Origin of the sequence: Pseudomonas khorasanensis (assembly GCF_014268505.2) — a bacterium.
Classification (GTDB): domain Bacteria; phylum Pseudomonadota; class Gammaproteobacteria; order Pseudomonadales; family Pseudomonadaceae; genus Aquipseudomonas; species Aquipseudomonas khorasanensis.
Genome location: NZ_JABWQP020000003.1, coordinates 200,653 through 227,331, shown reverse-complemented (window position 1 = coordinate 227,331; position 26,679 = coordinate 200,653). Strand labels below are relative to the sequence as shown.

Annotated in this window: 20 protein-coding genes; all 20 read left to right on the top strand. The window is 59.1% G+C overall.

Going from position 1 to position 26,679, the window contains the following annotated elements:
- Positions 1-3: 3 nt before the first annotated feature.
- The 20 genes from HU727_RS10390 to HU727_RS10295 all read left to right on the top strand — a co-directional run bounded on the left by HU727_RS10390 (position 4) and on the right by HU727_RS10295 (position 26,677).
- The gene (locus HU727_RS10390) at positions 4-933 is read left to right on the top strand and encodes a DUF6402 family protein (RefSeq protein WP_186531080.1); all 930 of its coding nucleotides are present in this window, start codon (positions 4-6) and stop codon (positions 931-933) included.
- Complete coding sequence (locus HU727_RS10385) at positions 881-1,399, top strand: hypothetical protein (protein WP_186531078.1); 519 nt, start codon at positions 881-883, stop codon at positions 1,397-1,399. The genes HU727_RS10390 and HU727_RS10385 overlap by 53 nt, the downstream gene beginning before the upstream one ends.
- Before the next feature lie 7 nt (positions 1,400-1,406).
- On the top strand, positions 1,407-1,829 hold the full coding sequence (locus HU727_RS10380) for a hypothetical protein (protein WP_186531076.1): 423 nt from the start codon (positions 1,407-1,409) through the stop codon (positions 1,827-1,829).
- 69 nt (positions 1,830-1,898) lie between these two features.
- The gene (gene tssF / locus HU727_RS10375; RefSeq protein ID WP_024014825.1) at positions 1,899-3,686 is read left to right on the top strand and encodes a type VI secretion system baseplate subunit TssF; all 1,788 of its coding nucleotides are present in this window, start codon (positions 1,899-1,901) and stop codon (positions 3,684-3,686) included.
- Positions 3,650-4,657, top strand: coding sequence for a type VI secretion system baseplate subunit TssG (tssG, locus tag HU727_RS10370; protein ID WP_186531074.1), 1,008 nt, complete (start codon positions 3,650-3,652; stop codon positions 4,655-4,657). The genes tssF and tssG overlap by 37 nt, the downstream gene beginning before the upstream one ends.
- Before the next feature lie 11 nt (positions 4,658-4,668).
- The gene (tssH, locus tag HU727_RS10365; RefSeq protein ID WP_186531072.1) at positions 4,669-7,326 is read left to right on the top strand and encodes a type VI secretion system ATPase TssH; all 2,658 of its coding nucleotides are present in this window, start codon (positions 4,669-4,671) and stop codon (positions 7,324-7,326) included.
- Between the two features lie 10 nt (positions 7,327-7,336).
- Positions 7,337-8,857: a sigma-54 interaction domain-containing protein gene (locus HU727_RS10360; protein WP_186531070.1), complete on the top strand. Its 1,521-nt coding sequence runs from the start codon at positions 7,337-7,339 to the stop codon at positions 8,855-8,857.
- Positions 8,858-8,950: 93 nt separating this feature from the next.
- Entirely contained in the window at positions 8,951-9,091 is a 141-nt protein-coding gene (locus HU727_RS10355) for a hypothetical protein (protein WP_003229566.1), read from the top strand.
- An 18-nt stretch (positions 9,092-9,109) separates the two neighbouring features.
- Entirely contained in the window at positions 9,110-10,306 is a 1,197-nt protein-coding gene (tagH, locus tag HU727_RS10350) for a type VI secretion system-associated FHA domain protein TagH (RefSeq protein ID WP_186531068.1), read from the top strand.
- 5 nt (positions 10,307-10,311) lie between these two features.
- Positions 10,312-10,812 carry a type VI secretion system lipoprotein TssJ gene (gene tssJ / locus HU727_RS10345; protein ID WP_186531066.1) on the top strand — a complete coding sequence of 167 codons (501 nt, stop codon included), beginning with the start codon at positions 10,312-10,314 and terminating at the stop codon, positions 10,810-10,812.
- 2 nt (positions 10,813-10,814) lie between these two features.
- Positions 10,815-12,146: a type VI secretion system baseplate subunit TssK gene (gene tssK, locus HU727_RS10340; RefSeq protein ID WP_186531064.1), complete on the top strand. Its 1,332-nt coding sequence runs from the start codon at positions 10,815-10,817 to the stop codon at positions 12,144-12,146.
- Positions 12,147-12,151: 5 nt separating this feature from the next.
- Positions 12,152-13,027 carry a type IVB secretion system protein IcmH/DotU gene (gene icmH, locus HU727_RS10335; RefSeq protein WP_007920301.1) on the top strand — a complete coding sequence of 292 codons (876 nt, stop codon included), beginning with the start codon at positions 12,152-12,154 and terminating at the stop codon, positions 13,025-13,027.
- A 13-nt stretch (positions 13,028-13,040) separates the two neighbouring features.
- Complete coding sequence (tssM, locus tag HU727_RS10330) at positions 13,041-16,580, top strand: type VI secretion system membrane subunit TssM (protein WP_186531062.1); 3,540 nt, start codon at positions 13,041-13,043, stop codon at positions 16,578-16,580.
- On the top strand, positions 16,580-17,308 hold the full coding sequence (locus HU727_RS10325; RefSeq protein WP_186531060.1) for a PP2C family protein-serine/threonine phosphatase: 729 nt from the start codon (positions 16,580-16,582) through the stop codon (positions 17,306-17,308). Before tssM ends, HU727_RS10325 begins: the two co-directional genes overlap by 1 nt.
- A complete protein-coding gene (locus HU727_RS10320; RefSeq protein WP_186531059.1) occupies positions 17,305-18,306 on the top strand; it encodes a serine/threonine-protein kinase in 1,002 nt (333 codons plus the stop codon). The genes HU727_RS10325 and HU727_RS10320 overlap by 4 nt, the downstream gene beginning before the upstream one ends.
- A 28-nt stretch (positions 18,307-18,334) precedes the next feature.
- The gene (locus HU727_RS10315; protein WP_186531057.1) at positions 18,335-20,377 is read left to right on the top strand and encodes a type VI secretion system Vgr family protein; all 2,043 of its coding nucleotides are present in this window, start codon (positions 18,335-18,337) and stop codon (positions 20,375-20,377) included.
- A 51-nt stretch (positions 20,378-20,428) separates the two neighbouring features.
- Positions 20,429-23,080: a pesticin C-terminus-like muramidase gene (locus tag HU727_RS10310; protein WP_186531055.1), complete on the top strand. Its 2,652-nt coding sequence runs from the start codon at positions 20,429-20,431 to the stop codon at positions 23,078-23,080.
- The gene (locus HU727_RS10305; RefSeq protein WP_186531053.1) at positions 23,062-23,652 is read left to right on the top strand and encodes a lysozyme inhibitor LprI family protein; all 591 of its coding nucleotides are present in this window, start codon (positions 23,062-23,064) and stop codon (positions 23,650-23,652) included. Before HU727_RS10310 ends, HU727_RS10305 begins: the two co-directional genes overlap by 19 nt.
- Positions 23,653-23,774: 122 nt before the next feature.
- On the top strand, positions 23,775-25,142 hold the full coding sequence (locus HU727_RS10300; protein WP_186531052.1) for a lysozyme inhibitor LprI family protein: 1,368 nt from the start codon (positions 23,775-23,777) through the stop codon (positions 25,140-25,142).
- Between the two features lie 140 nt (positions 25,143-25,282).
- Entirely contained in the window at positions 25,283-26,677 is a 1,395-nt protein-coding gene (locus tag HU727_RS10295; protein WP_186531050.1) for a TIGR01777 family oxidoreductase, read from the top strand.
- Positions 26,678-26,679: the final 2 nt, after the last annotated feature.

Here is a 26,679-nt window from a genome sequence, read left to right as displayed (position 1 = left end):
GTTATGACGGATACGAAAATAGCATCAAGTCTGACGCCGGCCAGTAACCAAACTGGTAAGTCTGCAGCTGTCCGTCAATTCAAAATCTCAGATATACCTGATGCGATGGATAAGATGAAATGGCCAGTTGCTGCGAAGCTTATGCGCCACTGGTTTGATGGCAAACCATGGCCAACTGCCGATGGTGCGATGAGTAAAGAGGTCAAAGACCATATTGCTCTTGCTGACATCGCCTACGTAAATGACACCATCGTAAAAATGGACTGGTTGAAGCAGTTTGAACCTGCGAAAACTGTCATTGAAGAGCTTAAGTCTGCTTGGGATAATACTGCAGGTCGTAATAATATAAGCAAGAAGATTAAAGATAAGTATCTTGGCTCGGCACCGGGTGTCTATCCTTTTAAGTTTACGAGCGCTAGGAAGGTTGAAGAGTTTGGATACAGTAATAATCGAGCAGTTAAATTCGGTCTGATAGAGAAGACTGATGAGTTGCGAGCTGCGCTGGCAAACTTTAACATCCGCGTATTTCCAGAAGGAAAACTGGTGATTTCCGTAGACAGCATTCAGCTGTTTGTGGAACGAATTGGGTTTTATGCTGAGGACGCCTATGACTTCAATGACGCACCGGATGACAATTTCAGTCAGCCATTGGGGTTCTGGAACTTTGATGGTATAGCCAACCCTGCCTATGCGGCCACCGCAAATGCCGGTGCGGCGCAGATGAAGTCAGACATCGCTTCAAACCCCTATATCAGTGCGAAAGATTCTCAGGCGATGTTTAGGGAAATAGAAAACTCGCGTTATTTCTATATTACGAATTCTCACTTTGTAAAATATCGGACGGAATTTAAAAAAGGCGGTGATTTCCAGGTTTTGTCTGATGTCCAATATCAAAGCGTTCCCACGACAGTTATTAATGTTTGGAATAAATGATGCGCATTTTTACTCATCTACAATCCGCTGTCGAACTGGGTGTGGCGAAAAAATGACTACGCTTAAAAAGAAGTGGCTAGTGCCTATCAGTTTGCTCTTGGTGTTGATTGCATTGCTCGTTTATTGCGTGAGCGCAATGCTAGGCTATCCTGCAAGTACAACTACAGCTAGTCCCTCGGGCCGCTACACAATTGAGAATGTGCGTGTCGGCAGGATCTTCATGCTTGGTGGTATGGCGTATTTAAGAATTATCGATTCAAAAGAGCCAGAAAAGGTATATCGAACCCCGCTGTATGATACTCAGTCATTGGATATGCGCACATTCGAAGATGATGCCGAGGTTGGAATTACTTGGATCGCCTTCGAGAAGAAAGATAAGGCTTTTGTAATTTCCATGCCGCAATGGGAAGAAAACTGGCTGAATATTTTCATCAGTAATACACCCTACGAGATTCTGGAAAACTGATAGCAGTATGAACAGCTACGTTCGTCTCGCCCTATGTTTATTAACCCACGCCCTCGGATGCGTGGCTTATGCATTTTTTAATGACGCGGTTGTGCATGCTTACAAGCTTTTTAACGGCGGATTTACCTCCCATGGTGTCGCCATCGGCATTGCGACTTACGCACTGTTTTACATTTTTCTGGGCGTCAACCTGATCGTTGCGCTGATTCCAAATCTGATTGCCAAGCTGGTCATCCTTTTTCTGATGGTGGGCTTCATCCTGCTCTGGATGCTACCCGACAACCCGTTAAGAGCCCTGTTCTACGGCGTGGCCCAAGGCTGTGTCACGTTGCTGGCGATCCTCACCACTCAAGTCATCGAGTTGCGCTGGGCTTTGCGAAACATCGCAGGTCGCATTCAGCCAAGTCGGCCTGAAGGTGCAATCCAATGACCAAGTCGGGCGTCGAACGTAATCCACAGGTCGGTATTTCCATGAGCTCCACTACCAGGCAGGTAACCCGTGTCCTTTAACCACTACTACCAAAGCGAACTCACCGCACTGCGCCAGCTCGGTCGCCGTTTCGCCGAGCGTAGTCCGGCGCTGGCGCCGTATCTGGGGCAGGCCGGGCGGGATCCGGATGTGGAGCGGTTGCTCGAAGGCTTTGCGTTTCTCACCGGGCGTTTGCGCCAGAAGCTCGATGACGAACTGCCGGAGCTCAGCCATTCGCTGATGCAGCTGCTGTGGCCGAACTACATGCGCCCGCTGCCGGCGTTCAGCATTCTGCAATTCGATCCGCTCAAGCGTTCCGGGCCGGCGCTGCTGGTTGAGCGCGATACGCCGATCGAGAGCAAGCCGATCGAAGACGTGCGCTGCCGCTTCCGCACCTGCTACCCGACCGAGGTGTTGCCGCTGGATCTGGCTGCGCTGAACTACTCGGTGAAGGGCGACGGCTCGCTGCTTAGCCTGCGCCTGGAAATGAGCGCCGACGGCCACCTCGGCGAATTGGAACTGAGCAAATTGCGTCTGCACTTTGCCGGCGAGCGCTATATCAGCCAGATGCTCTACCTGAGTCTGCTGCGCAACCTCGACGGCATCGAGCTGATCCCGCTCGACGGCGCCGGCAAGCCGATCGATGGCGTCAGCGGTAAGCCGATGGCATTCAAGATTCCCGGGGATCGGGTCAAACCGGTGGGCTTTGCCGAAGAAGAGGCGTTGATCCCGTATCCGCTGAACACCTTCCGTGGCTATCGCTACCTGCAGGAATACTTCGCCTTCCAGGACAAATTCCTCTTCGTCGACGTCAACGGCCTCGACATTCTCAAGGCGCTGCCGGAAGACACGCTCAAGCAGATGCGCGGCCTGGAATTGCGCTTCGACATTCGCAAGAGCGGCATCATGCGCATGCGCCCGACCCTGGATAACGTGAAGCTGTTCTGCACGCCAATTGTGAACCTGTTCGAGCACGACGCACTGCCGATTCGCCTCGACGGCAAGCAGGACGAGTACCTGCTGCTGCCTGCGGAATACGACCTGGAAAACTGCGGTGTGTTCTCGGTGGAAACCGTCACTGGCTGGAAGCCCGGCGGCCTCGGTTATCAAGAGTACGTGCCGTTTGAATCTTTCGAGCACGACCCGAGTTTCGACGTGCCCAACAGCCGTCCGCATTACAGCATCCGCCAGCGTTCGTCCTTGCTGCATGACGGCCTCGACACCTACCTGAGCTTCGGCATCCGCCACACCGAAGCCCACGAAACCCTGTCGATCGAGCTGATGTGCACCAACCAGAACCTGCCGAAAAAGCTCAAGCTCGGCGACATCTGCATGGCCAGCGAGCAGACCCCGGAATTCCTCAGTTTCCGCAACATCACCCCGGCCACCCCGAGCTTCGCGCCGCCGCTGAACCGCGACTTCCTGTGGAAGCTGATCAGCAACATGTCGCTTAACTATCTGTCGCTGGCAGACGTCAATGCGTTGAAGGTGATTCTGGAAACCTACGACCTGCCGCGCTACTACGACCAGCACGCGGAGAAGGTCAGCAAGCGCCTGCTCGGCGGCCTCAAGCACATCAAACATCATCACGTCGACCGGCTGCACCGCGGCCTGCCGGTGCGCGGTTTGCGCACCGAACTGACCATCGACCCGGAAGGGTATATCGGCGAAGGCGACCTGTTCGTTTTCGCTTCGGTCCTTAACGAGTTTTTCGCGCTTTACGCCAGTCTCAATTCATTCCATGAGCTGCGGGTAAAAAGCACACAGGGAGAGGTGTACCAATGGACACCACGTATGGGCCTGCAGCCCCTGCTTTAAGCGGGCTGACGAAGGTAATACGCGAGTACTCGCTGTTTCAGGCCGTGCTGCTGGTAATCGACCGGCTGCGCGAGGCACACCCGCACCTGAGCGAAGACGATCTGTACGACCAGGTCGAGTTTCAGGCCAACCCGAGCCTGGGTTTTCCGCGCAGCGACGTCGACCGCGTGGAGTTCTTCGAAGAGCACGGCAAGATGCGCGCGCGCATGCGTTTCAACCTGATCGGCCTGGTCGGTTCGGGCTCGCCGCTGCCGGCGTTCTATGGCGAACAGGCGCTGGGCGACAGCGAAGACGGCAATCCGACGCGCAACTTTCTTGACCTGTTCCACCATCGCCTGCAACGACTGATGCTGCCGATCTGGCGTAAGTATCGCTACCGCGCGAGCTTCCAGAGCGGCGCGATCGACCCGTTCTCGGCGCAGTTGTTTGCGCTGATCGGCCTGGGCGGCGAAGAGATCCGCAAGGCCAAGGAACTGAACTGGAAACGCCTGCTGCCTTACCTCGGTTTGCTCAGCCTGCGGGCGCACTCGGCGGCGCTGATCGAGGCCGTGCTGCGTTACTACTTCAAGCACGAAGACCTCGTCATCGAGCAGTGCATCGAGCGCCGCGTGGAAATTCTCGAAGAGCAGCGCAATCGTTTGGGCCGCGCCAACAGCCTGCTTGGCGAAGACCTGGTGCTGGGCGAACACGTGCGCGACCGCAGCGGCAAATTCCGCATTCACATCACCGAACTCGACTGGCAGCGGTTCCATGAATTCCTGCCCATCGGTTTCGGTTACCAGCCGCTCTGCGCGCTGGTGCGGTTCACCTTGCGTGACCCGCTCGATTACGACATTCGACTGGTCCTGCGCCAGGAAGAAATCCGCGAACTGCGCATCGGTGAACAGAACGCCTGTCGCCTCGGCTGGACCAGTTGGCTGGGCCGCGAGAAAGCGGACGGCGTGGTGACCCTGGGCAGCAAAATTCATTAAGGACGTGAGCCATGATCAACGTAGACCTGCAACAACTCATCCAGGCGCTGGACGCCGAAACCCGTCGTGATCTGGAACGTTCGGCCGAGCGTTGCGTTGCCCGTGGCGGCAGCAAGATCCTCGTCGAAGACTTGCTGCTGGGCCTGCTGGAACGTCCGAACGGCTTGCTAAGCCGCGCCCTGCAAGACGCTGATGTCGACGCCGGTGAACTGACGGCGGCGCTGCAATCGCGGGTCGAGCACAGCGCTTCGCGCAATCCGGTGTTCGCCCCGGAACTGGTGCAATGGCTGCAAGACGCACTGCTGGTGGCCAATCTCGAATTGGGCCAGACCCAGGTCGAAGACGCCGCGCTGATTCTGGCGCTGCTGCGCAACCCGATGCGTTACGCCGGCAGCCGTTATCAACCGCTGCTTGCCAGGCTGAATATCGATCGCCTGAAAGAATTTGCGCTTTCGCAACAGGAGCAACCGGCGGCCAATGGCAGACCGGCTGCGCAGGGCGAATCGCTGTTGCAGCGCTTCACCCACAACCTGACCCAACAGGCCCGCGAGGGCAAACTTGATCCTGTGTTGTGCCGCGACGGCGCGATCCGGCAGATGGTCGACATCCTCGCCCGTCGCCGCAAGAACAACCCGATCGTGGTCGGTGAAGCCGGCGTCGGTAAGACCGCGATCGTTGAAGGTCTGGCGTCGCGCATCGCTGCCGGTGAAGTGCCTCAAGTGCTCAAAGGCGTGGAGCTGCTGTCTCTGGACATGGGCCTGCTACAAGCGGGTGCCAGCGTCAAAGGCGAGTTCGAGCGTCGGCTCAAAGGCGTGATCGATGAAGTCAAAGCCTCGCCGAAGCCGATCATCCTGTTCATCGACGAAGCCCACACCCTGATCGGAGCTGGCGGTAACGCCGGCGGTTCCGATGCGGCCAACCTGCTGAAGCCAGCGCTGGCCCGTGGCGAACTGCGCACCATCGCCGCGACCACCTGGGCCGAGTACAAAAAATACTTCGAGAAAGACCCGGCGCTGGCCCGTCGTTTCCAACCGGTGCAGTTGCACGAACCGACCGTCAGCGAAGCGGTGACCATCCTCCGAGGTCTGGCCCAGGTGTATGAAAAGAGCCACGGCATCTACCTGCGTGATGACGCGGTGGTCTCGGCTGCTGAGTTGTCCGCGCGTTATCTGGCCGGCCGGCAACTGCCGGACAAAGCCGTTGACGTCCTCGACACTGCATGTGCCCGCGTGCGCATCAGCCTCGCCGCCGCCCCGGAAAGCCTGGAGCGCCTGCGTGGCGAACTGGCTGAAGGCGGCCGTCAGCGTCAGGCCCTGCGCCGCGATGCCGAGGCCGGTCTGCTGATCGATCACGAAGCGCTGGAAGCACTGGAGGCGCGGCTGGACGAAGCCGAGAGTGAAATGGTCGCGCTGGAGACGCTGTGGACCGAGCAGAAAGAACTGGCCGAGCGCCTGCTGGAACTGCGTCAGCAACTCGCCAAGGCCCGCGAAGCCGCAGCGGTCGAGCCAACTGTCAGCGTTGAAGAAGACGCTGAGGGCACCGTGATCGAGACGGTCGTTGCCGAAGTCGACGAAGGCCAAAGCGTCGAAGCGCTGGAAGCTCAGCTCCATGAAACCCACACGGCATTGACCGCTGCGCAAGTCAAAGAACGTCTGGTCAGCTTCGAAGTATGCCCGCGCCTGGTCGCCGAAGTGATCAGTGCCTGGACCGGCGTGCCGCTGGCGCAACTGGCCCGCGAGCACAACGCCAAGGTCGCCAGCTTCGCCACCGACCTGCGCACGCGCATTCGCGGTCAGGAACAAGCCGTGCATGCCTTGGACCGCTCGATGCGCGCCACCGCTGCCGGCCTGAACAAACCTGACGCGCCGGTCGGTGTGTTTCTGCTGGTCGGCCCGAGCGGCGTCGGCAAGACCGAAACCGCGCTGGCTCTCGCCGATCTGCTGTACGGCGGCGACCGTTTCATCACCACCATCAACATGTCCGAATTCCAGGAGAAACATACCGTTTCGCGCCTGATCGGCGCGCCGCCGGGCTACGTCGGTTACGGCGAAGGTGGCATGCTCACCGAAGCCGTGCGCCAGAAGCCGTACTCGGTCGTGCTGCTCGATGAAGTCGAAAAGGCTGACCCGGACGTGCTCAACCTGTTCTACCAAATCTTCGACAAAGGCGTGGCCAACGACGGCGAAGGTCGCGAGATCGACTTCCGCAACACGTTGATCCTGATGACCTCGAACCTGGGCAGCGACCGAATCAGCGACCTCTGCGAAAACGGCGCGCGTCCGACCGCCGAAGTGCTTGAGGAAACCATTCGCCCGGTGCTCAGCAAACACTTCAAACCGGCCTTGCTGGCGCGGATGAAGGTGGTGCCGTACTACCCGGTTGGCGGCCCGGTGCTGCGCGAGCTGATCGAGATCAAACTCGGCCGTCTCGGCGAACGCCTGAACCGTCGCCAGCTGGAATTCACCTGGTGCCAGAACCTCGTCGATCACCTGTCTGAGCGTTGCACGCAGAGCGACAGCGGCGCGCGCCTGATCGACCATCTGCTCGATCAGCACGTACTGCCGCTGGTGGCGGATCGTCTGCTCGATGCCATGGCCACCGGTGAAAGCCTGAGGCGCGTGCATGCCACGCTCAATGGCGAATCCAGCGTGACCTGCGAGTTTGCCTGAGGTGGGCGTGATGTTCACTCAAGTGCCGCAGCCACTGGTCTACGCCGAAGCGTTGCTGGCGCAGTTCGCCAGCCTTTCGCGGGCGGCGGACGGTGCTGCATTGCTGGGTGACTTCGTGCGCGGTCTGGCCGAGCTGAGCGGCTGCGAATTGACGCAGCTGTACCTGCTCGATGCCACTCACACGTGCCTGGGGATGAACGCCGAATGCCTCGACGGCGCCCTGCAGCCGCGCCAGTCGGCGAGTCTGCCGGCGGATTACAACGGCGAGCAATTGCTGCAGTTCGCCCTGTGCCAAAACCGTGTGGTGTGCCTCGACGACTTGACCGGCAGCCTGCATGAAACCAGTTTCCTGCCGGCGGCGACGTCGCCTTGGCAGTCGCTGCTGTGCGTGCCGCTGGTCAATCAACAAAAGGCTGTTGAAGGTTTGCTGCTGTGCGCCAGCCGTCGTCGCACCAACCTGCAGGGTTTTGCCGATTCCCTCGGGCAGCTCGGTTCGTTCGTGCTTGGCCAACTGCATCTGCTGCAACGCCTGCGTCAGCCACCGGCCGAATCGGCGGCGGCCACACGCAGCGTGCCGAGCATCAGCGGCTACGGCCTGATCGGCAAAAGCCCGGCGATGCGCCAGACTTACTCGCTGATCAGCAAAATCCTTCACAGCCCATATACCGTGCTGTTACGCGGCGAGACCGGCACCGGCAAGGAAGTGGTGGCGCGGGCGATTCACGATTGCGGCCCGCGTCGGTCCCAGGCGTTTATCGTCCAGAACTGTGCGGCGTTCCCGGAAAACCTGTTGGAAAGCGAGCTGTTCGGCTATCGCAAAGGTGCCTTCACGGGCGCCGATCGCGATCGTGCCGGGCTGTTCGATGCGGCCAACGGCGGCACGCTGTTGCTCGACGAAATCGGCGACATGCCTTTGTCGCTGCAAGCCAAGATTTTGCGCGTTTTGCAGGAAGGCGAGATCCGCCCGCTGGGCTCCAACGACACCCACAAGATCGACGTGCGCATCATCGCCGCGACGCACCGCGACCTCGCGGTATTGGTCAGCGAAGGCAAATTCCGCGAGGACTTGTACTACCGACTCAAGCAATTTCCGATCGAGTTGCCGGCCCTGCGTCAGCGCGAAGGCGACATCCTCGATCTGGCGCGTCACTTCGCCGAGAAGACCTGCACCTTTTTACAACGCGACCCGGTGCGCTGGTCGGACGCCGCGCTGGAACATCTGTGCGGTTACACCTTTCCCGGCAACGTGCGCGAACTCAAAGCGCTGGTCGAGCGCGCGGTGCTGCTGTGCGAAGGCGGCGAGTTGCTCGCCGAGCATTTTTCCCTGCGTCTGGAACCGATGCCCGAGGACAACAGCGGCCTGAATCTGCGCGAACGCCTGGAGCAGGTCGAGCGCACTTTGTTGCTTGACTGCCTGCGCAAGAACGACGGCAACCAGACCCTCGCCGCGCGCGAACTGGGCCTGCCGCGACGCACGCTGTTGTATCGCCTCGGGCGCTTGAACATCAATCTGGGAGACTTCGATGGCTAGGAAAAAGGTCATCGATTTTCCCGAAAAAACCAATTTCAGCGCCGCCCGCAAGGGTCGGCGCTTTGTGCTTTGTCTACACCTGGAGACCCTCTGATGTCTGTTCGTCACTGGCACGCTGTCCTGCTGACCCTCGTCGTTCTATGCGGCCTTGGCGGCTGTAGCGGCAATTACAAATTCAACGACAACGACTATCGCCCGTTGGGTGATCCGCAAGCGGTCAATCGCGGCAAGTGACCGCAAGGAGCATCAAACATGGAATTGGTTTTCGAAATGCTGAACACCAAGCAGTTCGTGCCCACCGAATTGTGCCAGCGGACCTTTAAACAGGCCGGCGGTGTGATCGGGCGGGGCGAGGACTGCGACTGGATCATCCCTGACCGCAAGCGGCATCTGTCCAATCACCACGCGATTGTCAGCTATCGCGACGGCTCGTTTTTCCTGACCGACACCAGCAGTAACGGTGTGCAGGACGGCAGCAGCCACGCGCGCCTGCACAAGGGCGAGCCGGTGCGCATCGAGCACGGCAGCACGTACATCCTCGGTGACTTCGAAATTCGCGCGCGGCTGGTGCGTGACCCGGCGACATTCGACGGTGAGGTCGGCCGTCCGCGTGCCGCCGGCAGCATCATCCCGGACGACGCGTTCCTCGATCTCGACCCCCTCAATGCCCTCGAACAGCAGGAGCGCGTGTACTCGGAAATCGACGAGCTGCTGGCGCCGAACACCAAGCCTGAGGACTCCCGCCAGCGTGCCGACTATGCGCGCATCGACATGGAAAGCCTGATGGTCCCCGAGCTGATCGCGGCCCCCGTCGAACCTGAGCCCGCTCCGGCCCCCAAAGCCGTCGAGCGCCAAAGCGAAGGTTTCTGGGAGCACTTCGGTGCTGCACTGGGCGTGGACGTCAAAGGCCTCGGCCACGATGAACGCGAAGCCCTCGCGCTGAATGCTGCGCGCTTGCTGCGCCAGAGCATCGGCGGTTTGCAGCAGAGCCTGCGCACCCGTTCTGAACTCAAAAACGAACTGCGCCTGGCCCAGACCACCGTCCAGGGCACCAACAAGAACCCGCTGAAATTCGCCGTTGATCCGAGCGAAGCGCTGGAGATTCTGTTGCAGCCGAGCAAGCCCGGACACCTGCCCGCCGAGCAAGCCGTCTCGCGCGCGTTTCGCGACCTGCAGGCGCATCAAGTGGCACTGCTGACCGCCAGCCGCGCCGCCGTGCGCGGCACCCTGGAGCACTTCTCGCCAGAGCAGTTGACCTTGCGTTTCGAGCGCGACAACAAGCCGCTGATCGCCACCTCGGGCGGACGCTGGAGAGCGTTCGGCCGCTATCACCAGGCCCTGCGACAGGACGATGACTGGAGCGAGCGCCTGCTGGCCCGCGACTTTGCCCAGGCCTACGAAGAACAGATCCGCCTGATCTCCACCCTCCATACCGACCACCAAGGATGATGCGCATGTCTCGCCGTTCGACCGCTTTTTTCAAGACGCTGACTGCGCTCACCCTGCTGGTGCTGCTCGCCGGTTGCTCGTCGCTGTCGCCGTACTCGAAAGTGACCAAGATCAACCTGAAACTGACCGGCAGCGATCAGCTCAACCCTGACCTCAACGGTCGTCCTTCGCCGATCGTCGTGCGCCTGTTCGAACTCAAGCACCCGGTGACCTTCGAAAATGCCGATTTTTTCAGCCTGTACGAGCGCGCCAAGGAATCGTTGAATCCGGATCTGGTGGCCAGCGAAGAGCTTGAGCTACGCCCGGGTGAAACATTGGAAATGAAGCTCAGCGTGGAGGAGGGCAGCCGTTATGTGGGCATCCTCGCCGCCTATCGCGACCTGCCTGAAACCCAATGGCGCTACACCGTGCAGATCACCCCGCTGGAAGTCACCGAGGCCGATCTGACCCTCGATCAGGCCGGCATCCGCAACACCCATCAAGTGCTCGCCAAGGCGGATGACTGATCATGAATACCCATAAAGTCATTTGGCAGGAAGGCATGCTGCTGCGACCGCAGCACTTCCAGCACAACGATCGTTATTACGATCACCAGATGAAAACCCGGACCCAATTATTGGGTGGCTACACGTGGGGTTTTCTTAATCTGGAGATCGACCTGCAATTCCTCAACATGGGCAAGCTGGTGATCAGTGAGGCCTCGGGAATTCTGCCGGACGGCAGCCTGTTCGAACTCGGTGGCAACACCGAGCCGCTGGCGCTGGACGTGCCGCCGAACACCGGCAACACGCCGATTTATCTGGCGCTGCCGCTGGTCACCGGCAATCACATCGAAGCGCGCCGTCCGGAGCAGTCCGACGTGTTGGCGCGCTACACCGCGTATGACGCCGAAGTGGCCGACTCCAACGCCGGCGACGATTCCGCCAGCCAGGTCAGTTGCGGTCGCCCTGACTTCAAACTGTTGCTCGGCGAGCAGCAGAGCGATCAGGCCTACGTGAAGCTGAAGATCTGCGACGTGCTCGACACCACGCCCGACGGCGTGATCAGCCTCGACCCGGATTTCGTGCCGACCTACATTCAGGCCCACGCCTCGAGCTATCTGCTGTCGTGCCTGAAAGAAGTCATCAGCATGCTCAGCCACCGGGGCGACACCATTGCCGAGCGGATTCGTTCCAACGGCAAGGTCGGTGGCGCGGAAGTCGGCGACTTCATGATGCTGCAACTGATCAACCGCACCGAACTGCTGCTGCGCCATTACCTCGGCCTTGAGCAGGTGCATCCCGAAGAGTTGTACCGCACGCTGCTGACCATGCTTGGTGATCTGGCGACGTTTTCCGGCGAGAGCAAACGCCCGCGTCTGGACAGCCGCTATTCCCACGCGGACCAGGGCGCCAGCTTCCGCAAGCTGATGGAGGCGATTCGTCAGGTGCTGTCGATGGTGCTCGAGCAGCATGCCATCGAACTGATCCTGCAAGCGCGTCAGTACGGCATCATCGTGTCGCCGTTGCACGACCACAAACTGCTCGGCTCGGCCTCGTTCGTGCTGGCGGCCAGTGCCAACTGCGACTCCGAAGAACTGCGCCATCGCTTGCCGGCGCACCTCAAGGTCGGCCCGGTGGAGCGCATCCGCCAACTGGTCAACCTGCACCTGCCGGGGATCAAGGTCAAACCGTTGCCGGTGGCCCCGCGGCAGATCGCGTTCCATTCGAACAAAACCTATTTCATCCTCGAACTCAGTTCCGAAGACCTGGCACAACTCGAGCGCTCCGGCGGTTTCGCGTTCCACGTGTCCGGCGAATTCGCCGAGCTTGAACTGAAATTCTGGGCCATCAGGAACTGACCGACATGATCAAGGAAACGGATTACAACCAGGACGACAAAACCGTCCTGCTCGACCGTCAGGGCCACGGACCGGCATCGAGTCCGCTGACCGACTTCGCCGCGCCGCCGCGTTTCGAGCAACTGGAAGAACGCATGATCTACGCCGCGCGCCTGCGCCCGGCAGAAGCGTTCAATATCAGTCTCAATTCGCTGGTGGCCGCCTCCTCCGAGCTGCTTTCGGAAGTGGTGCGCCTCAAGCACAGCGAGACCCGCGAAGACCTTTACGCGCTCAACGAGCGTCTGACCGCCGGGCTCAAACTGTTTGAGGTGCGCGCCCTGCACAACGGCGCCGAAAGCAGCCAGGTGATGGCCGCGCGGTACGTGCTCTGCACCGTGGTCGACGAAGCCGTCGTGACCACACCGTGGGGCAACGAAAGCGAGTGGTCGCAGATGAGCCTGCTCAGCAGCTTCCACAACGAAACCTTCGGCGGCGAGAAGTTTTTCCAGTTGCTCGATCGGCTGTCGAAAAACCCGGTCAAGCACCTGCCGATGCTCGAGCTGATGTACCTGTGCCTGTCCCTCGGTTTCGAGGGCAAGTACCGCGTGCAGGCGCGTGGCATGCTCGAACTCGAAGGCATCCGTGACGCCCTGTACCGGCAGATTCGTCAGTTGCGTGGCGACGTGCCGCGCGAGTTGTCGCCGCATTGGGAAGGCCTCAACGATCAGCGCCGCAACCTGGTGCGCATCGTGCCCGCGTGGATGGTGGTGCTCTTCACCCTGGTGTGTCTGGTGGTGATGTATTCGGGCTTCGCCTGGGTCTTGGGCGAGCAGCGCGACACCGTTCTGCAACCTTATCAGCCGCTTGATCCGGCCGCGGTGCAACCGCAGTCGCAGCCGTAAACAGGGACGTGTGATGAAAAAGTTTTTCAAGAAAGTCGGCGCCTTCCTGCGCCAGACCTGGGTCTGGACCTTGCTGCTGGTGCTGTTCGTGGCGCTGCTGGTGTGGTTCGTCGGCCCGTTGTTGGCGGTTGATGATTACAAGTTCTGGGAGAGCGCAACCTCGCGCCTGCTGACCATCAGCGTGCTGTTCCTGATCTGGGGCCTGACCATGGTCTTCGTCAGCTGGCGCGCCGGTATTCGCAAGAAAGCCGAGGAAGAAAGCGAAGATGGCCAGGACCGCATTCGCCGCGAAGAGTTGATCGACGAAGAGCAGAAAGAGTTGAAGGTGCGCTTCAAGGACGCGCTGAAAACCCTGAAAACCTCGAGTCTGTATCGCGGCCGCAGCGAGCGCTGGCGCAGCGACTTGCCGTGGTACTTGCTGATCGGCCCGCAGGCCTCCGGCAAAACCAGCCTGCTGGACTTTTCCGGTCTGGAATTCCCGATCAACAAGATCGACCGCAAGCTGACCCGCGACACCCTCGGCACCCGTCATTGCGACTGGTACTTCGCCGACCACGGTGTGCTGATCGACACTGCCGGTCGCTACACGACCCAGCCGGACGCCGAAGTCGACGGCAACGCCTGGACCACCTTGCTCGAGCTGCTGCGCAAGCGCCGTCGCGGCCGTCCGTTGAATGGCGTCCTGGTGACCATTCCGGTTGAAACCCTGACCGCTGGCAGCGAGCAGGACATCGAAACTCTGGCGCGTCAGGTGCGCAGCCGTCTGCAGGACGTGCATCAAAAGCTGCACGTCGATGTGCCGGTGTATCTGGTGTTGAGCAAGGCTGACAAGCTGCTGGGCTTCGACGAGTTCTTCGATCAACTGACCCGCGAAGAAAGCGATCAGGTGCTCGGCACCAGTTTCCGCAAGGAGCAGGTCGGCACCGACGTGGCTGTGCTGCGCAACGAGTTCGAAGAACTGCTGCGTCGCCTCAACAGCCAGGTGATCATGCGCATGCACTCCGAGCGCGACACCCAGCGCCGTGGCCGCATCCTCGACTTCCCGCATCAATTGGGGCAGATCGGCGAGCGCCTGTGCCTGTTCGTCGACATGGCGTTCACCGGCAACCGCTATCAGCGTGCAACGCAACTGCGTGGTTTTTACCTGACCAGCGCACCGCACCTGACACAGGAAATGGATTCGACCACCGCCGGCATCGGCGCCAGCCTCGGCATGAACGCCGGTGTGCTGCCGACCCTGCGCAGCGGCCGGTCGCGCTTCATTCACCATTTGCTCAGCCAGGTGATCTTCCCGGAAGCCAATCTGGCCGGCCTGGACAAGCGTGAACGCAGCCGCATCCACTGGGGCCAGCGTGCGCTGTACGTCGGCGCACTGGCGGCACTTGCCTTGTTCGGCATGCTCTGGGCCGGTGGTTTCTCGGCCAACTACGAGCGCCTGGAAAACCTGCGCACGCTGGCGCAGAACTGGACGCAACAACGCTCGGCCGTGTCGCCGCGCGATGACGCCATGGGCGTGCTGAAAGTCCTCGACACCAGCTACGCCGCGACCCAGGTGTTCCCGAAAAAAGGCGACGTGTCGTACCACGAACGCGGCGGCCTGTATCAGGGTGAAGACATCAATCCGGTGGTCAAGACCGCTTACGAACGCGAGCTTGAAGCGCAACTGCTGCCACGGGTGGCGACCATGCTCGAAGGGCAGATCCGCGCCAACATGAAAGACCGCGATCGCCTGCTCAACAGCCTGCGTGCGTACCTGATGTTGAACATGAAGGACCGTCGCGACGCGGCGTGGCTCAAGGACTGGGTCGCCACTGACTGGTCGCAGCGCTACACCGGCAACACCGCCGTGCAGAATGGTTTGAACACTCACCTTGAGCGTCTGCTCAAGCAACCGTTCATCTATCCGCTGAATGATCAACTGGTGACGCAGGCGCGTCAGGTCTTGCGCAGCGAATCGCTGGCCAACGTGGTCTATCGCATGCTCCGCGAGCAGGCGCGCAACCTGCCGGACTACCGTTTCAGCCAACACCTCGGCCCGCAAGGCTCACTGTTCATCGGCACCGAATACGTGATCCCGGGGTTCTACACCCAGCAGGGTTATCAACAGTATTTCTCGGTTCAGGGCGCAGCGCTGGTTACCGATATTCTGCGTGACAACTGGGTGCTGGGCGAAGGCGCGGGCATCAGCGACATGGACTTGCGTCGTCTGATGGTCGAGCTGGAGCAGCTGTACTTCCGCGACTACGCCAACTACTGGAGCGAGGCCGTTGGCCAGGTCGCATTGCCGCCGATCAGCGACGCCGGTGAAGGTGCCGAGCAACTGGCGGGGCTGACGTCGGCCAATTCGCCGGTGCTCGCGTTGCTCACCGAAGTGCGTGAAAACACCCGCTTCGAAGCCGCTGCGGATCCAGTCGAAGAAGCCGGTGATGCGGCTGACGCGCTGGCCGAGCAGAAAGGCAAACTGGGCAAGGTCGGCAAACTCGCCGCGGCTGCCGCCGACAAGGCTTCGGCGCTGACCGTGGCGAAGAACCTGCCGGACACCGCGAAGAAATCCCTGCAACGTCGCTTCGAACCGCTGCATCGTTTGCTCGATGACAACAACGGCCCAGGCGCTGACCTGACGCCGGCGTTCAACGCGCTCAACGACCTGCAATTGCAACTGGCCGGTCTGGCCCGTTCCAGTTCGCCGGAGCAAGCCGCGTTTGAGATGGCCAAGACCCGCATGAGCGGCCAGCGTGACGCGCTGACCAACCTGCGCAACGCTTCCGGCCGTCTGCCGCGTCCACTGAGCGTGTGGTTCAACGTGCTGGCCGAAGACTCGTGGCGCCTGGTGCTCAATGATGCCTATCAATACCTGAACGGCCGTTATCAGAACGAGCTGTACAGCGTTTATGGCAAAACCATCAGCAAGCGTTATCCGTTCAGCGCCAGCAGCACCAGCGACGTGGCGATCAGCGACTTCCGCGAGTTCTTCAAGGCTCAAGGCATCGTCGACCGTTTCTTCGACAGCTACATGCGCCCGTTCGTCAGCGGCGATCCGGGCAACTACCGCATGCGCAGTGTCGACGGTCACAGCCTGCCGGTGTCCAAGGTCTACCTCGATCAGATGGCCGCAGCGCTGACGATTCGCCAGAGCTTCTTCTCCATCAACCCGGCCGAGCCGACCGTGCAGTTCAAACTGGAGCCGTACACCCTCGATCCGGCGGTCAGCCGTTCCGAATTCAAGTTCGGCGACAAGACCATGGAATACCGCCACGGCCCGATCCTGCCAATGACTTTCAAATGGCCGACCGACGCTGAAGACGGTCGCACCAGTCTGGTCATGGACAAAATGGCGGGGCGCCCGATCGGTATCGAGAAGAACTCCGGCCCATGGTCGCTGTTCCGTCTGTTCGACTTGATGCAGACCGAGTACCTGACCGGCCGTGACGTGCTGGTGCTGAAAGCTGATGTAGGCGGCCTGCGCGCCAACTACCTGCTGACCAGCCAGCGCACGCCGAACCCGTTTGACCTGGGCGTGCTGCGCACCTTCCGTATGCCGGTGCAGCTCTGATGCTCGTGGCCAGTCCCTGGCGCAGCGCGGCGCGTACCGATCCGGGCAAGGTTCGGGCGCGCAACGAAGATGCCTTTCTCGATTCCCCGCAGCACGGGCTGTGGGTGGTCGCGGACGGCATGGGCGGTCATCAGGGTGGCGACATCGCCAGCCAGTTGATCGTCGCCAGCCTGGCTGAGTTGCCGCAGCACGACGACTTCGACGAACGCCTCAAAGCCATTCGCCAGTGCCTGCACTGGCTGAACCGGCGGCTGGGGCAGGAGTTGACCGTCACCGCCGGCCGTCACGACAGCATCATGGGCAGCACCGTCGTGGCGCTGCTGGTGGAAGGCAATCGCGCGGCCTGCATCTGGGCCGGCGACAGCCGTTGCTACATGTGGCGTGGACAGCGTCTGTATCAGCTGTCCAAGGACCATTCACTGCAACAGCAACTGATCGACGAACAGCAAATGAGCGCCGAACAGGCGGCGGCACACCCGGCGGCTCAAGCCCTGACCCGAGCCGTCGGCGCCGCTGAAACGCTGACCCTGGATGTGCTGGAACTCGAGGTCTATCCGGGCGATGTGTTTTTGCTCTGCAGCGATGGTTTGTATCAGGGCCTGAGCAGCGACGCACTGGGCAACGCGCTCAGCCTCAGCGCGCCGCACGTGGCGCTGGAACGTTTGTTCGACGGTGCCCTGCGTGGCGCCGCGCGTGACAACCTGACTGCCGTGGTGATCCGCCAATGACTGAACTCGAATCGCCAGTCGACGACTTGCTGATCAGCGAAGAGCAGGCCAACAACCTGACCTACTTCGCCTTCTCCAAGGGCAACAAGGCCGAACCATTGCTGGCACCGACCAGGGCCAGCATCGGTGCGCTGCCGGATGTACTCGCCGGTCGCTACCGCCTCGAGCGTCTGCTCGGGGCCGGTGGCATGGGCGCCGTTTACCGGGCGCGGGATTTGCTGCACGAGCAGTTTGGCGATCCCGACCCTTACGTTGCGCTGAAAATTCTCAGCGAAGAATTTGCCGAATCGCCGGACGCCAGTGCCTTGCTCTACGGCGAGTTCGCCCTGACCCGGCGCCTGCGCCACGACAACGTCGTGCGTGCGCATACCTTTGAAGTCGACACCGATTGCCAGCGGGCCTTCATCACCATGGAATACATGCGTGGCCTGACCCTGGACAAATTACTCTGCGAGCGGCCCCTTGGCCTGCCGTGGAAAGAACTGCGCGACATCGTCCTGCCGCTGCTCGATACGCTGGCCTACGCCCACTGTCGCGGCGTCCTGCATGGCGACATGAAACCCAGCAACGTGATGCTCAGCGAAGACGGCCTGCGTCTTTTCGACTTCGGCCTGGGCCAGGCAGAGGAGGGCGTGCTGCCCGGCCTGCCGCACCTGAGCCGCGAGCGCTTCAACGCCTGGACCCCAGGCTACGCCGCCCCGGAACTGCTTGAGGGCCAACCGTTGTCGGCCAGCGCGGACGTGTACGGCGTGGCCTGCGTGATCTATGAACTGGCGAGCGGCAAACACCCGTTCCGCCGCCTGCCTTCGACCCAGGCCCGCGACGAGCACCTGGAGCGCGAGCTGCACGCACCGAAGAATCTACCGAAACACGGCTGGCCAGCGCTGCAAACCGCGCTGAGCTTCAACCCGGCAGAGCGCAACATTACTGCCGCACAATTGCGTGACGCCTTGGGCGCCACTTCGTCCTGGCTGCAACGTCTGCGACTTCGGGCGTAACGGATGACATTCGAACAGGGAGCACACGATGTTCAACTCAGCTAACGAAACCCACTTCAGCCTCAAGGTCGAAGACTACGTCGGCGACCTGCAAGTGCTGTCGTTCACCGGCACCGAAGGCATCAGCCAGCCGTATCGCTTCGACCTCGAACTGGTCAGCGAAAACCCCGATCTGGACCTCGAACAACTGCTGCACAAACAGGCGTTTCTGGCGTTCGATCCCCAAGGTTCGGGCATTCACGGGCAGATTTACCGCGTCGCCCAGGGCGATGCCGGCAAGCGCCTGACCCGCTACAAAGTCTCGATCGTGCCGCAACTGCAATACCTGCATCACCGCACCAACCAGCGCATTTACCAGCAGATGTCGGCGCCGAAAATCATCGCGCTGATCCTCGAAGAACACGGCATCAAGGGCAACGCCTACAGCTTTCAGCTCAGCCAGCCGTGCCCGGATCGCGACTACTGCGTGCAGTACGACGAAACCGACCTGCATTTCGTCCAGCGCCTGTGCGAAGAAGAAGGCATTCACTACCACTTCCAGCACAGCGAAAAAGCTCACCTGCTGGTGTTCGGCGACGACCAGACCGTGTTCCAGAACCTCGGCCAGCCGACTGCGTACGTGCAAGGCAGCGGCATGGTCGCCGACGAGCCAGTAATCAAAGGCTTCAAACTGCGCCTGGAAACCCGCACCACCCGCACCACGCGCCGTGACTACGATTTCGAAAAACCGCGTCTGCAAATGGAAGCGGCGTACAAACCCGATGCCGAGAGCACCGAGCCGGATCTGGAAGACTACGACTACCCTGGCCGCTTCATCGACCGCGCGCGCGGCAAGTTCCTCAGCCAGCGCGCCCTCGAACGCCATCGCGCCGACTACCGCCAGGCCGAAGGTCGAGGCGACCAGACCAAACTCGTCAGCGGTCACTTCATGGAAATGTCCGACCATCCGCGCACCGAGTGGAACGACCTGTGGCTGCTCACAGAAATCGTCCACGAAGGCAAACAGCCACAAGTCCTCGAAGAAGGTGTGACCAGCGACACCACCGACGAAAAAGACGACTTCCACCAGGGCTACCGCAACCGCTTCCTCGCCACCCCGTGGGACGTGTTTTACCGTCCGGCCCTCGAACACCCGAAACCGCGCGTCCTCGGCAGCCAGACCGCCATGGTCACCGGCCCCAAAGGCGAAGAAATCCACTGCGACCAGTACGGCCGCATCAAAGTGCAATTCCACTGGGACCGCGAAGGCCTGGCCGACGACAAAACCAGCTGCTGGCTGCGCGTCTCCAGCTCGTGGGCCGGCGACCGCTACGGTGCGATCTCCATCCCGCGCATCGGCATGGAAGTCCTCGTCACCTTCCTCGAAGGCGACCCCGACCAACCCCTCGTCACCGGCTGCCTGTACCACAAGGAAAACCCGGTGCCGTACGCCCTGCCGGCGAACAAGACTCGCAGCGTCTTCAAAACCCTCAGCTCACCGGGTGGCGGTGGATACAACGAACTGCGCATCGAAGACAAGAAAGGTGCGGAGCAGATCTACATCCACGCCCAGCGCGATTGGGATGAGAACGTTGAGCACGACCAGAAAATTCGCGTCGGCAATGAACGTCATGACACGGTGGTGAAGAACACCTACACCGAACTCAAGGCTGAAGAACATCGCACCACGATTGCCGACCGCAAGGTTGAAGCGAAGCTGGACGATCATTTGACGATTGGGCAGAACCAGCATGTGAAGCTGGGCACGGCGCAACTGACCAGCGTGGGGAAAGAGATACACCTCAAGGCTGGAGACAAGATTGTTATTGAGGCCGGGACGGAGCTGACCATTCTTGGGGGTGGGAGCTTTATCAAGCTGGATGGCGGTGGGGTTACGGTGGTCGGGCCGGTGATCAAGATCAATGCGGGTGGTTCTGCGGGGTCGGGGACTGGCATCGGGATCAAACCGCCGGTGCTGCCGGGGGCGGCGGATAAGGATAAGGCGGGGAGTTTGATGGATCAGGCGTTGTTGAATGCGTCTGAGGAAAAGATCAAACGCAAACCGAAACGCATGCTCAATTTTTCCGGGTAAGACATCGACGGCAATCCAAGCCACCAGGGATCAGAATTCAGGTAATTGGTAATGACAGAGACAACCAGCAAGAAAGTAGAAAAATGGGCGTATCCATTGAAAGTCGGGACGGCAGAGGCGACGGATCCGCAGCAGTTTTACATGGCGTTAGCCAAAGCGAAGGATGGTTACTATCCGCTGGGAGCTAATGGGCTTTGGCATGGCGGCGTGCATTTCGATGAAGATTCGGGTCTGGTGCAGGACTCGACAGAAGTCCGATGCATAGCGGACGGTCAAGTGGTTGCCTATCGAATCGATAGCATCTATCCCAAGTCGAATTTCGGTACAACCCAGTCCGACTTTTCCACTGGCTTTGTATTGGTCAAACACCGATTGGAAGTGCCGATGCCGCCAGCGCCGCCGGTACCAGCGGGATCTCCTCCTGCAGCACCCGTTCCCGGCCCGAGTCTTACCTTTTTCAGTCTGTATATGCATTTGTTGCAATGGAAAAGCTACGAAGAAACCCCGGCACTGCCGCGGCCGGCCTTTTGGAGCGGCGGTACGTTGCAGGTCAAGGCAACTGCCAACGATGAACTTCTGGGCTTGCGTGTCCGCCAGGAACCACGAGGAAAGCCCGGGTATGCAACGGTCTTGACAGTTTTGAATCGCGGCACGGTTGTCGAGGCAGGCGAAGAGCACAATGGTTGGCTCAAGGTTGTCAGCGTCACGCCAGCCAGTAGCGACCTGCCGCCAGGTACAGGCTGGGTGTTCAAAAGAGAGATGACCGCAGGTCCAACTCCCAATACTTACGTCATTGGTGCCGCTGCCAAAGACCCAATGACTCCGCCTCAGAAAGGTCTTGTTGTACGCGCCTCTGCCAGCCCGTCAGGCGCTGTGAAAGCAATTTTGCCGCACGGTACGCAAGTTAAAATCGGAACCGACGGGACGCGTGGCAAGTACCAGAAACTGCTGGAGATCGTCAGTGGAAATGCTGTTCCGCCGCTGGCAGCGGGAGAGGTGCTTGGATATGTCTGGGAAGGACTACTTGAGGCCAAGAGTGAGCCAGCCGAAAAGGACGCCGTGCATGTCTTGGCGACTCCATTCCCGATTACCGCGGGCAGTCTGATTGGACATGTAGGGAAGTATCAGAATCACTCCGATTCGGCCCCGAAAAATCTACTGCACGTTGAGATGTTCAGCTGTGAAGACGTGAAGGCCTTTACCGCGCTGAGCAAAGAGAAGGCTGCGGGACTGCCAGCAGCTGAAAAAACGCTAGTGAAAATTCCGAAAGGCAGCGTGGTGGTTACTCACGTGGAGGGAATGGGTCCTGCCAATCCACCTAAAGTGACTGATCCGCACAAAACAGTTGGCTATGATTTTCTGGTTCCTGTCGGAGTGCTGGAAGCTTTACCCGCGGAAAGAAAAATAAAGGTTCCTGTTGTCATGGGAGGAAGCACTACCTATACGTTGTGGTGGCGCCTGGACGGATTATTGGGTGATGCCGACGGGAATGAACTCAATGGATGGTTTGCAGAGCCGGATACCAAGTTATCGCGGCATTCACCCTTTGAGTGGGAAGGTTTCAGTTTCATTGAAGAAACTGTCAGTAATGCGGACCACCTCGCTGCATCCCTGCATGCTCAGGAAAATTTGAGTGAGGAAGAGCGAGCGACATATTTACCCAATGTTGGAAACGCCAATGACGGTCCCGCTAAGCAGCATCTGTACAAAATGCTCGATAAAAACAGCGACAACAAACTTACGCCTGCGGAAATCAAGGAAGCGTTAAGCAAGCCTTGGTTTTCTCAGCCGATATCTCAAATGGTTACGCGTTACGAAAGCGAGTGGCAGTTCAAAAAAGAAAAGTGGGATTCGCTGGACGAACTGATGGGGCATAGTGTCTCGGATCCTCATCAGCAGTGGGTGGAAGAAAAGCTTCGAATTGAACGCCTCAGTTGGTGGGATAAGTTGGTCGGGAAACATGGCATAACCAGTGATAATAACGTTCAGCATATCCATTTGCTTGGTTTGTTGGGCGGTTTCTTGTCCGGCTGCCCTGAGAAGTGTAAGGCTGAAGTGTATACCCTCGACACAACAGTTGGGCCATATGTAGTATCGAAGAAACTTTTTGAATTTCTGTTGGCAATCGAAGCTTATCGGGAACACCCATATGCATTGTCCGATGCCAACAGTGGAATAACGATAGGTTATGGTTACGATCTGGGGCAGCAAACAGCCGCGAGAGTGGATGCAGAGCTGAAGGACCTGTACACCCCTGAAGAGATCGAAAGATTGAAAGGTGCTCTTGGCAAGAAAGGTCAAGATGCGCGCGATTATGTGCACAACGTCAGCTCGATATCCATCAGTAAGGACAACGCTTTAAAGTTGGCTGTCATCATGAAAAAACGGTATGCCCAACAAGTTGTTGACGTATACCCTAAAGCTATAAATTTGCATCCGGATTGTCAGGGCGTATTACTTTCCCTTGTAGTCAATCGAGGCAATTCCTTATCAGGGAGTACGCCAGCGAAGGCTTTGAAGCGGCTAGAGATGAAACAGATAAAAGAAGATTTCGATAACGATAAACCCGAACTGATTCCTTCCCGGCTACGTAGCATGAAGCGGCTTTGGGAGAATGACCCTAGTACTGCCGGTGTAGCCACGAGACGTGAAAAAGAAGCGGTATTTTTTGAGGAGGCGTTGAAATGCAATTGCTGGAAGTGACGAAGAAAGTCTTTGCTGTTTTATCGGTCGTATTTATTTCCACCGGCGTTGCGTCGGCCGAGGTTGATTGTAGCGCCGTTAGTTCAACGAATCCTGACATTATCAGTTGCTCCCAGAAATCGTTTGAAAAAATTGATAAGGTCCTGAATGAGCAATACAAGGCGTTGTCTGCTGAACTCGATTCAGCAACTAGAGCGGCGCTTCTTTCTACGCAAAAAAAATGGATAACCCTTAGGGGTGAATATTGCAAAAACGACGATGAAGAGGGCGGAGAGTCTCCGATTGAGCAATTGTCGTGTAAGAAACAGTTGACGAGTTTTCGTGTGGCTGAACTTGTTTATCTTCGGACCGGCGTCATAGGGGATGGTTTTTATAAGGCTGTATCGCTAGTTAATGAAAAAGCCACCGCTATGAACTATCCGGAGGCTTTGAAGTTTGTCGGTGGTAACGAGGATTTCGGACCGGCTTGGAAAGAATATGCAGAAGAAAACTGCGCGATAACAACCAGGTTATTCGGCGAGGCTAAAGATCGGTGCATGGGGAGAATGCGTTTTCAGATTCCGATTTTTTGATTGCTGGTCTCGGTGGTAGTAGTGAAATAGGGCCAGACCACCTTTTAGTAGTATCCGAAAGAGATGGTCTGCCCCCATGTTCCCACCAAACGCAAAGCCTGAATGACTCAAGGATGAATGCAGTGAATCACTTCGTTATTACCCTACTGGCCCCATTGCTGCTGCCGGTTTCAGCGGTCTATGCGCAGGATGACTGCAGCCATGTCACCTCAAGCATGGAAATGCTGCCCTGCTCAGAGGCGGCGAAGAAGGCTGCCGATGCGCAGTTGAACGTCAGCTACAAGCAGTTGATGTCGCGGCTTGAGTCTGACTATCGAGTAGATCCGGCGTTGGGCGCGGAGTACGCGGCGAAGGTTAAAGAGTCGCAGCGTGCGTGGCTGAAATTGCGCGATGCGAACTGCCCTTTGGAGGCGTTCGAGATCAAGACGGGGATGCCGGCGCATGTGGTCGCAGTTAACTCGTGCATCGCCAGAATGAGTCGTGAGCGCTCGGCGTATCTGGACAAGATTGTCCCTGCGCTTGCATCCGACAAGAGCGCTTCAGCGACGTCGGCGAGCGATGCTTGCCCCTCGGAGGAGTTCGCGCCTTTCCTGACGGCGTTTTCCGCCAACAGCGAATCACAACGCCGTTTCACTGCGATGACGGTCAAGTCGCTGGTGTTGAAACCGGTATCGGGAAAGGAACGTAGCACCTTTGAGCCTTCGACCTCGGGTGTCAGTGGAGCTACTTTCACCTACCCGCTGATGGCCGCTATCGCGCCCGGCAAAACGCCTGGAGTCGAAATCGAAGAGGTCGACGACAGTCATGTCAACGTGGTGGATAAGCGAGCGGGCAACAGCAATATCAAGATCTTCAACTTCTCTCGTCAGGCATGTTGGGTGCTTGAGGGGATTGAGGATTGGTCGATCAGCGAGAAGGATCTTGTCGCAACGGATAATCCGGGAATGAGCCGCGCCGAGAACTTTTGTTATCAGCGTGCTGAAGCTTTAGGTGGGCTGGGGTCTCTTGAGCAATACCCGCTGACTGCGGAGTTGATGGAGGCGTCCCTGGAGAATTTTGTGTGTGCTGCAGAGTCGGGTGACGCACAGGCGAGCCTGTCGGCGGCAAGCCTGAGTCTTTCGCAGATGGCGTCTCAGTTGGAAACAAGCAAGGTTGAGGCGCTGTTCAAAGCGGCTTCGACAATACCAAAGGGTGCGCTGGGCTATGCGACGTTTCTTTGTTCTGGAAACTCCACCGACTATAACGGCCCTTGCCTTCATCCCAAGCAGGCAGAAGAGCAGGTTATTCGGGCGATTACCTTGGGCTCCACAGACGCGATGAATTACCTGGCCTCCAACTTTGAAGGAGGCGAGTGGGGAACGAAGGATATGTCTCGAGCGTTAGCCTGTTATCAAATGGCGGCTGACAAAGGTGATCAGCTGGGCCTCTTCAACGTGGGGCGATTGGGATCGTCAGCCACTGCGCCGATCAAAGCCAGCCACTGCATTTGAATGTCGAGGGCCTGTTTGAGGCGGTTTTTGCACAAGTTTTGCCTGAATCCCTCACGCTAAAACGTTTAATGCTTGAGCATCAGACGACCTCGATTTTCCTTTAAACTCCCCACCCCCAAGGAACGCGCTCAGGACACGGAATGCCAGCCCTTTCTTCCTCGCTTCGCCCAGCGTTGGTGCTTTGGCTATATGCCGCTGCGATCACGCATATCCTCGCCGGTCTTACCCTGACCTGGGCCGGTGACTCCGGCTTGCTCGATGGCTACCTGCGAGTCCTCGAACTTTCGTTCTGGGGCACCGATGCGGTACCTGCTGCCGGCCACGAACAACAAGTCTGGTGGTTCGCGCTGTTCGGCGCGACGCTGCAAAGTTATTCGTTGTACATGCTCGCGTTGGTGCACCTAGGCAATCGCTTGAAAGCCCCGGCGATGTGGGGTTGGTTGATCGCTGGCATCCTGTTATGGGCGCCGCAGGACATGTGGCTCTCGGCACAACAGCAGGTCTGGTCGCACGTGTGGCTCGATGGTTTTGCATTGCTGGTATTACTGCCACCGTTGTTTTGGCTGTATCGGCATGACAGTCGAAAGTCCCCACCAGAAAAGATGCCGAGCCAATCCAACCCGTTTACCAGTGGCGGCTATAAGCGCGTGCTGATCACCGGCGGCACCGGGTTTATCGGTGAAGCCTTGGTCAACCAACTGCTCGATGCCGGCCATTCGGTCAGCGTACTGACGCGCGATCCGTTGAGCGCGGCCAATCTATTCAACGGCCGCGTCCGCTGTGTGCATTCACTCAGCGAACTCAGCCACGACGACACCTTCGACGTAGTGATAAATCTCGCCGGCGCCCCCGTCGCCGGCCCACGCTGGACTCCCAAACGTCAGGCGCAACTGCTCGCCAGCCGAGTCGGCATCACCGAAGCCTTGATGACTTGGCTGAAGAACGCCAAGCACAAACCCGCGCTTTGGATTCAAGCCTCAGCCATCGGTTTCTACGGCGTGCGCGATGCCAGCGAAAGCCTCGACGAACGCGCCAGCAAGGGCGACGGCTTCATGGCCGAACTCTGTGCGCGTTGGGAAGCCGCCGCGCAACCGGCCACGGAGTTCGGCGTGCGTCAGGTGGTGCTGCGCCTCGGCGTGGTGTTCGGCCCCGGCGGTGCGTTGTTGGCGCTGCTGATGCCGTTCCGCCTGGGCTTCGGCGGGTGCATGGGCGATGGACGGCAGATCATGAGCTGGGTGCATCGCGACGATGTGCTTCAGGTGATCGCGCGGGCGTTCAACGACGACACTCTGCGCTGCACCTACAACATGGTGGCGCCCGAAACGCTCAGTCAGGCCGCGTTCGCCGAGCAGGCCGGCAAAGTCCTCAAACGCCCGGTGTGGTTGCACATTCCGGCGGCGCCAGTGCGCGCGCTGGCCGGGGAAATGGCGGAGCTGTTTTTCGACGGTCAGCGCGTTGTGCCGCAGCGTTTGACCGAGGCCGGCTGCACATTCCGTTATCCAACCCTCGACGCCGCTCTGCGCGATCTGACCTGAGG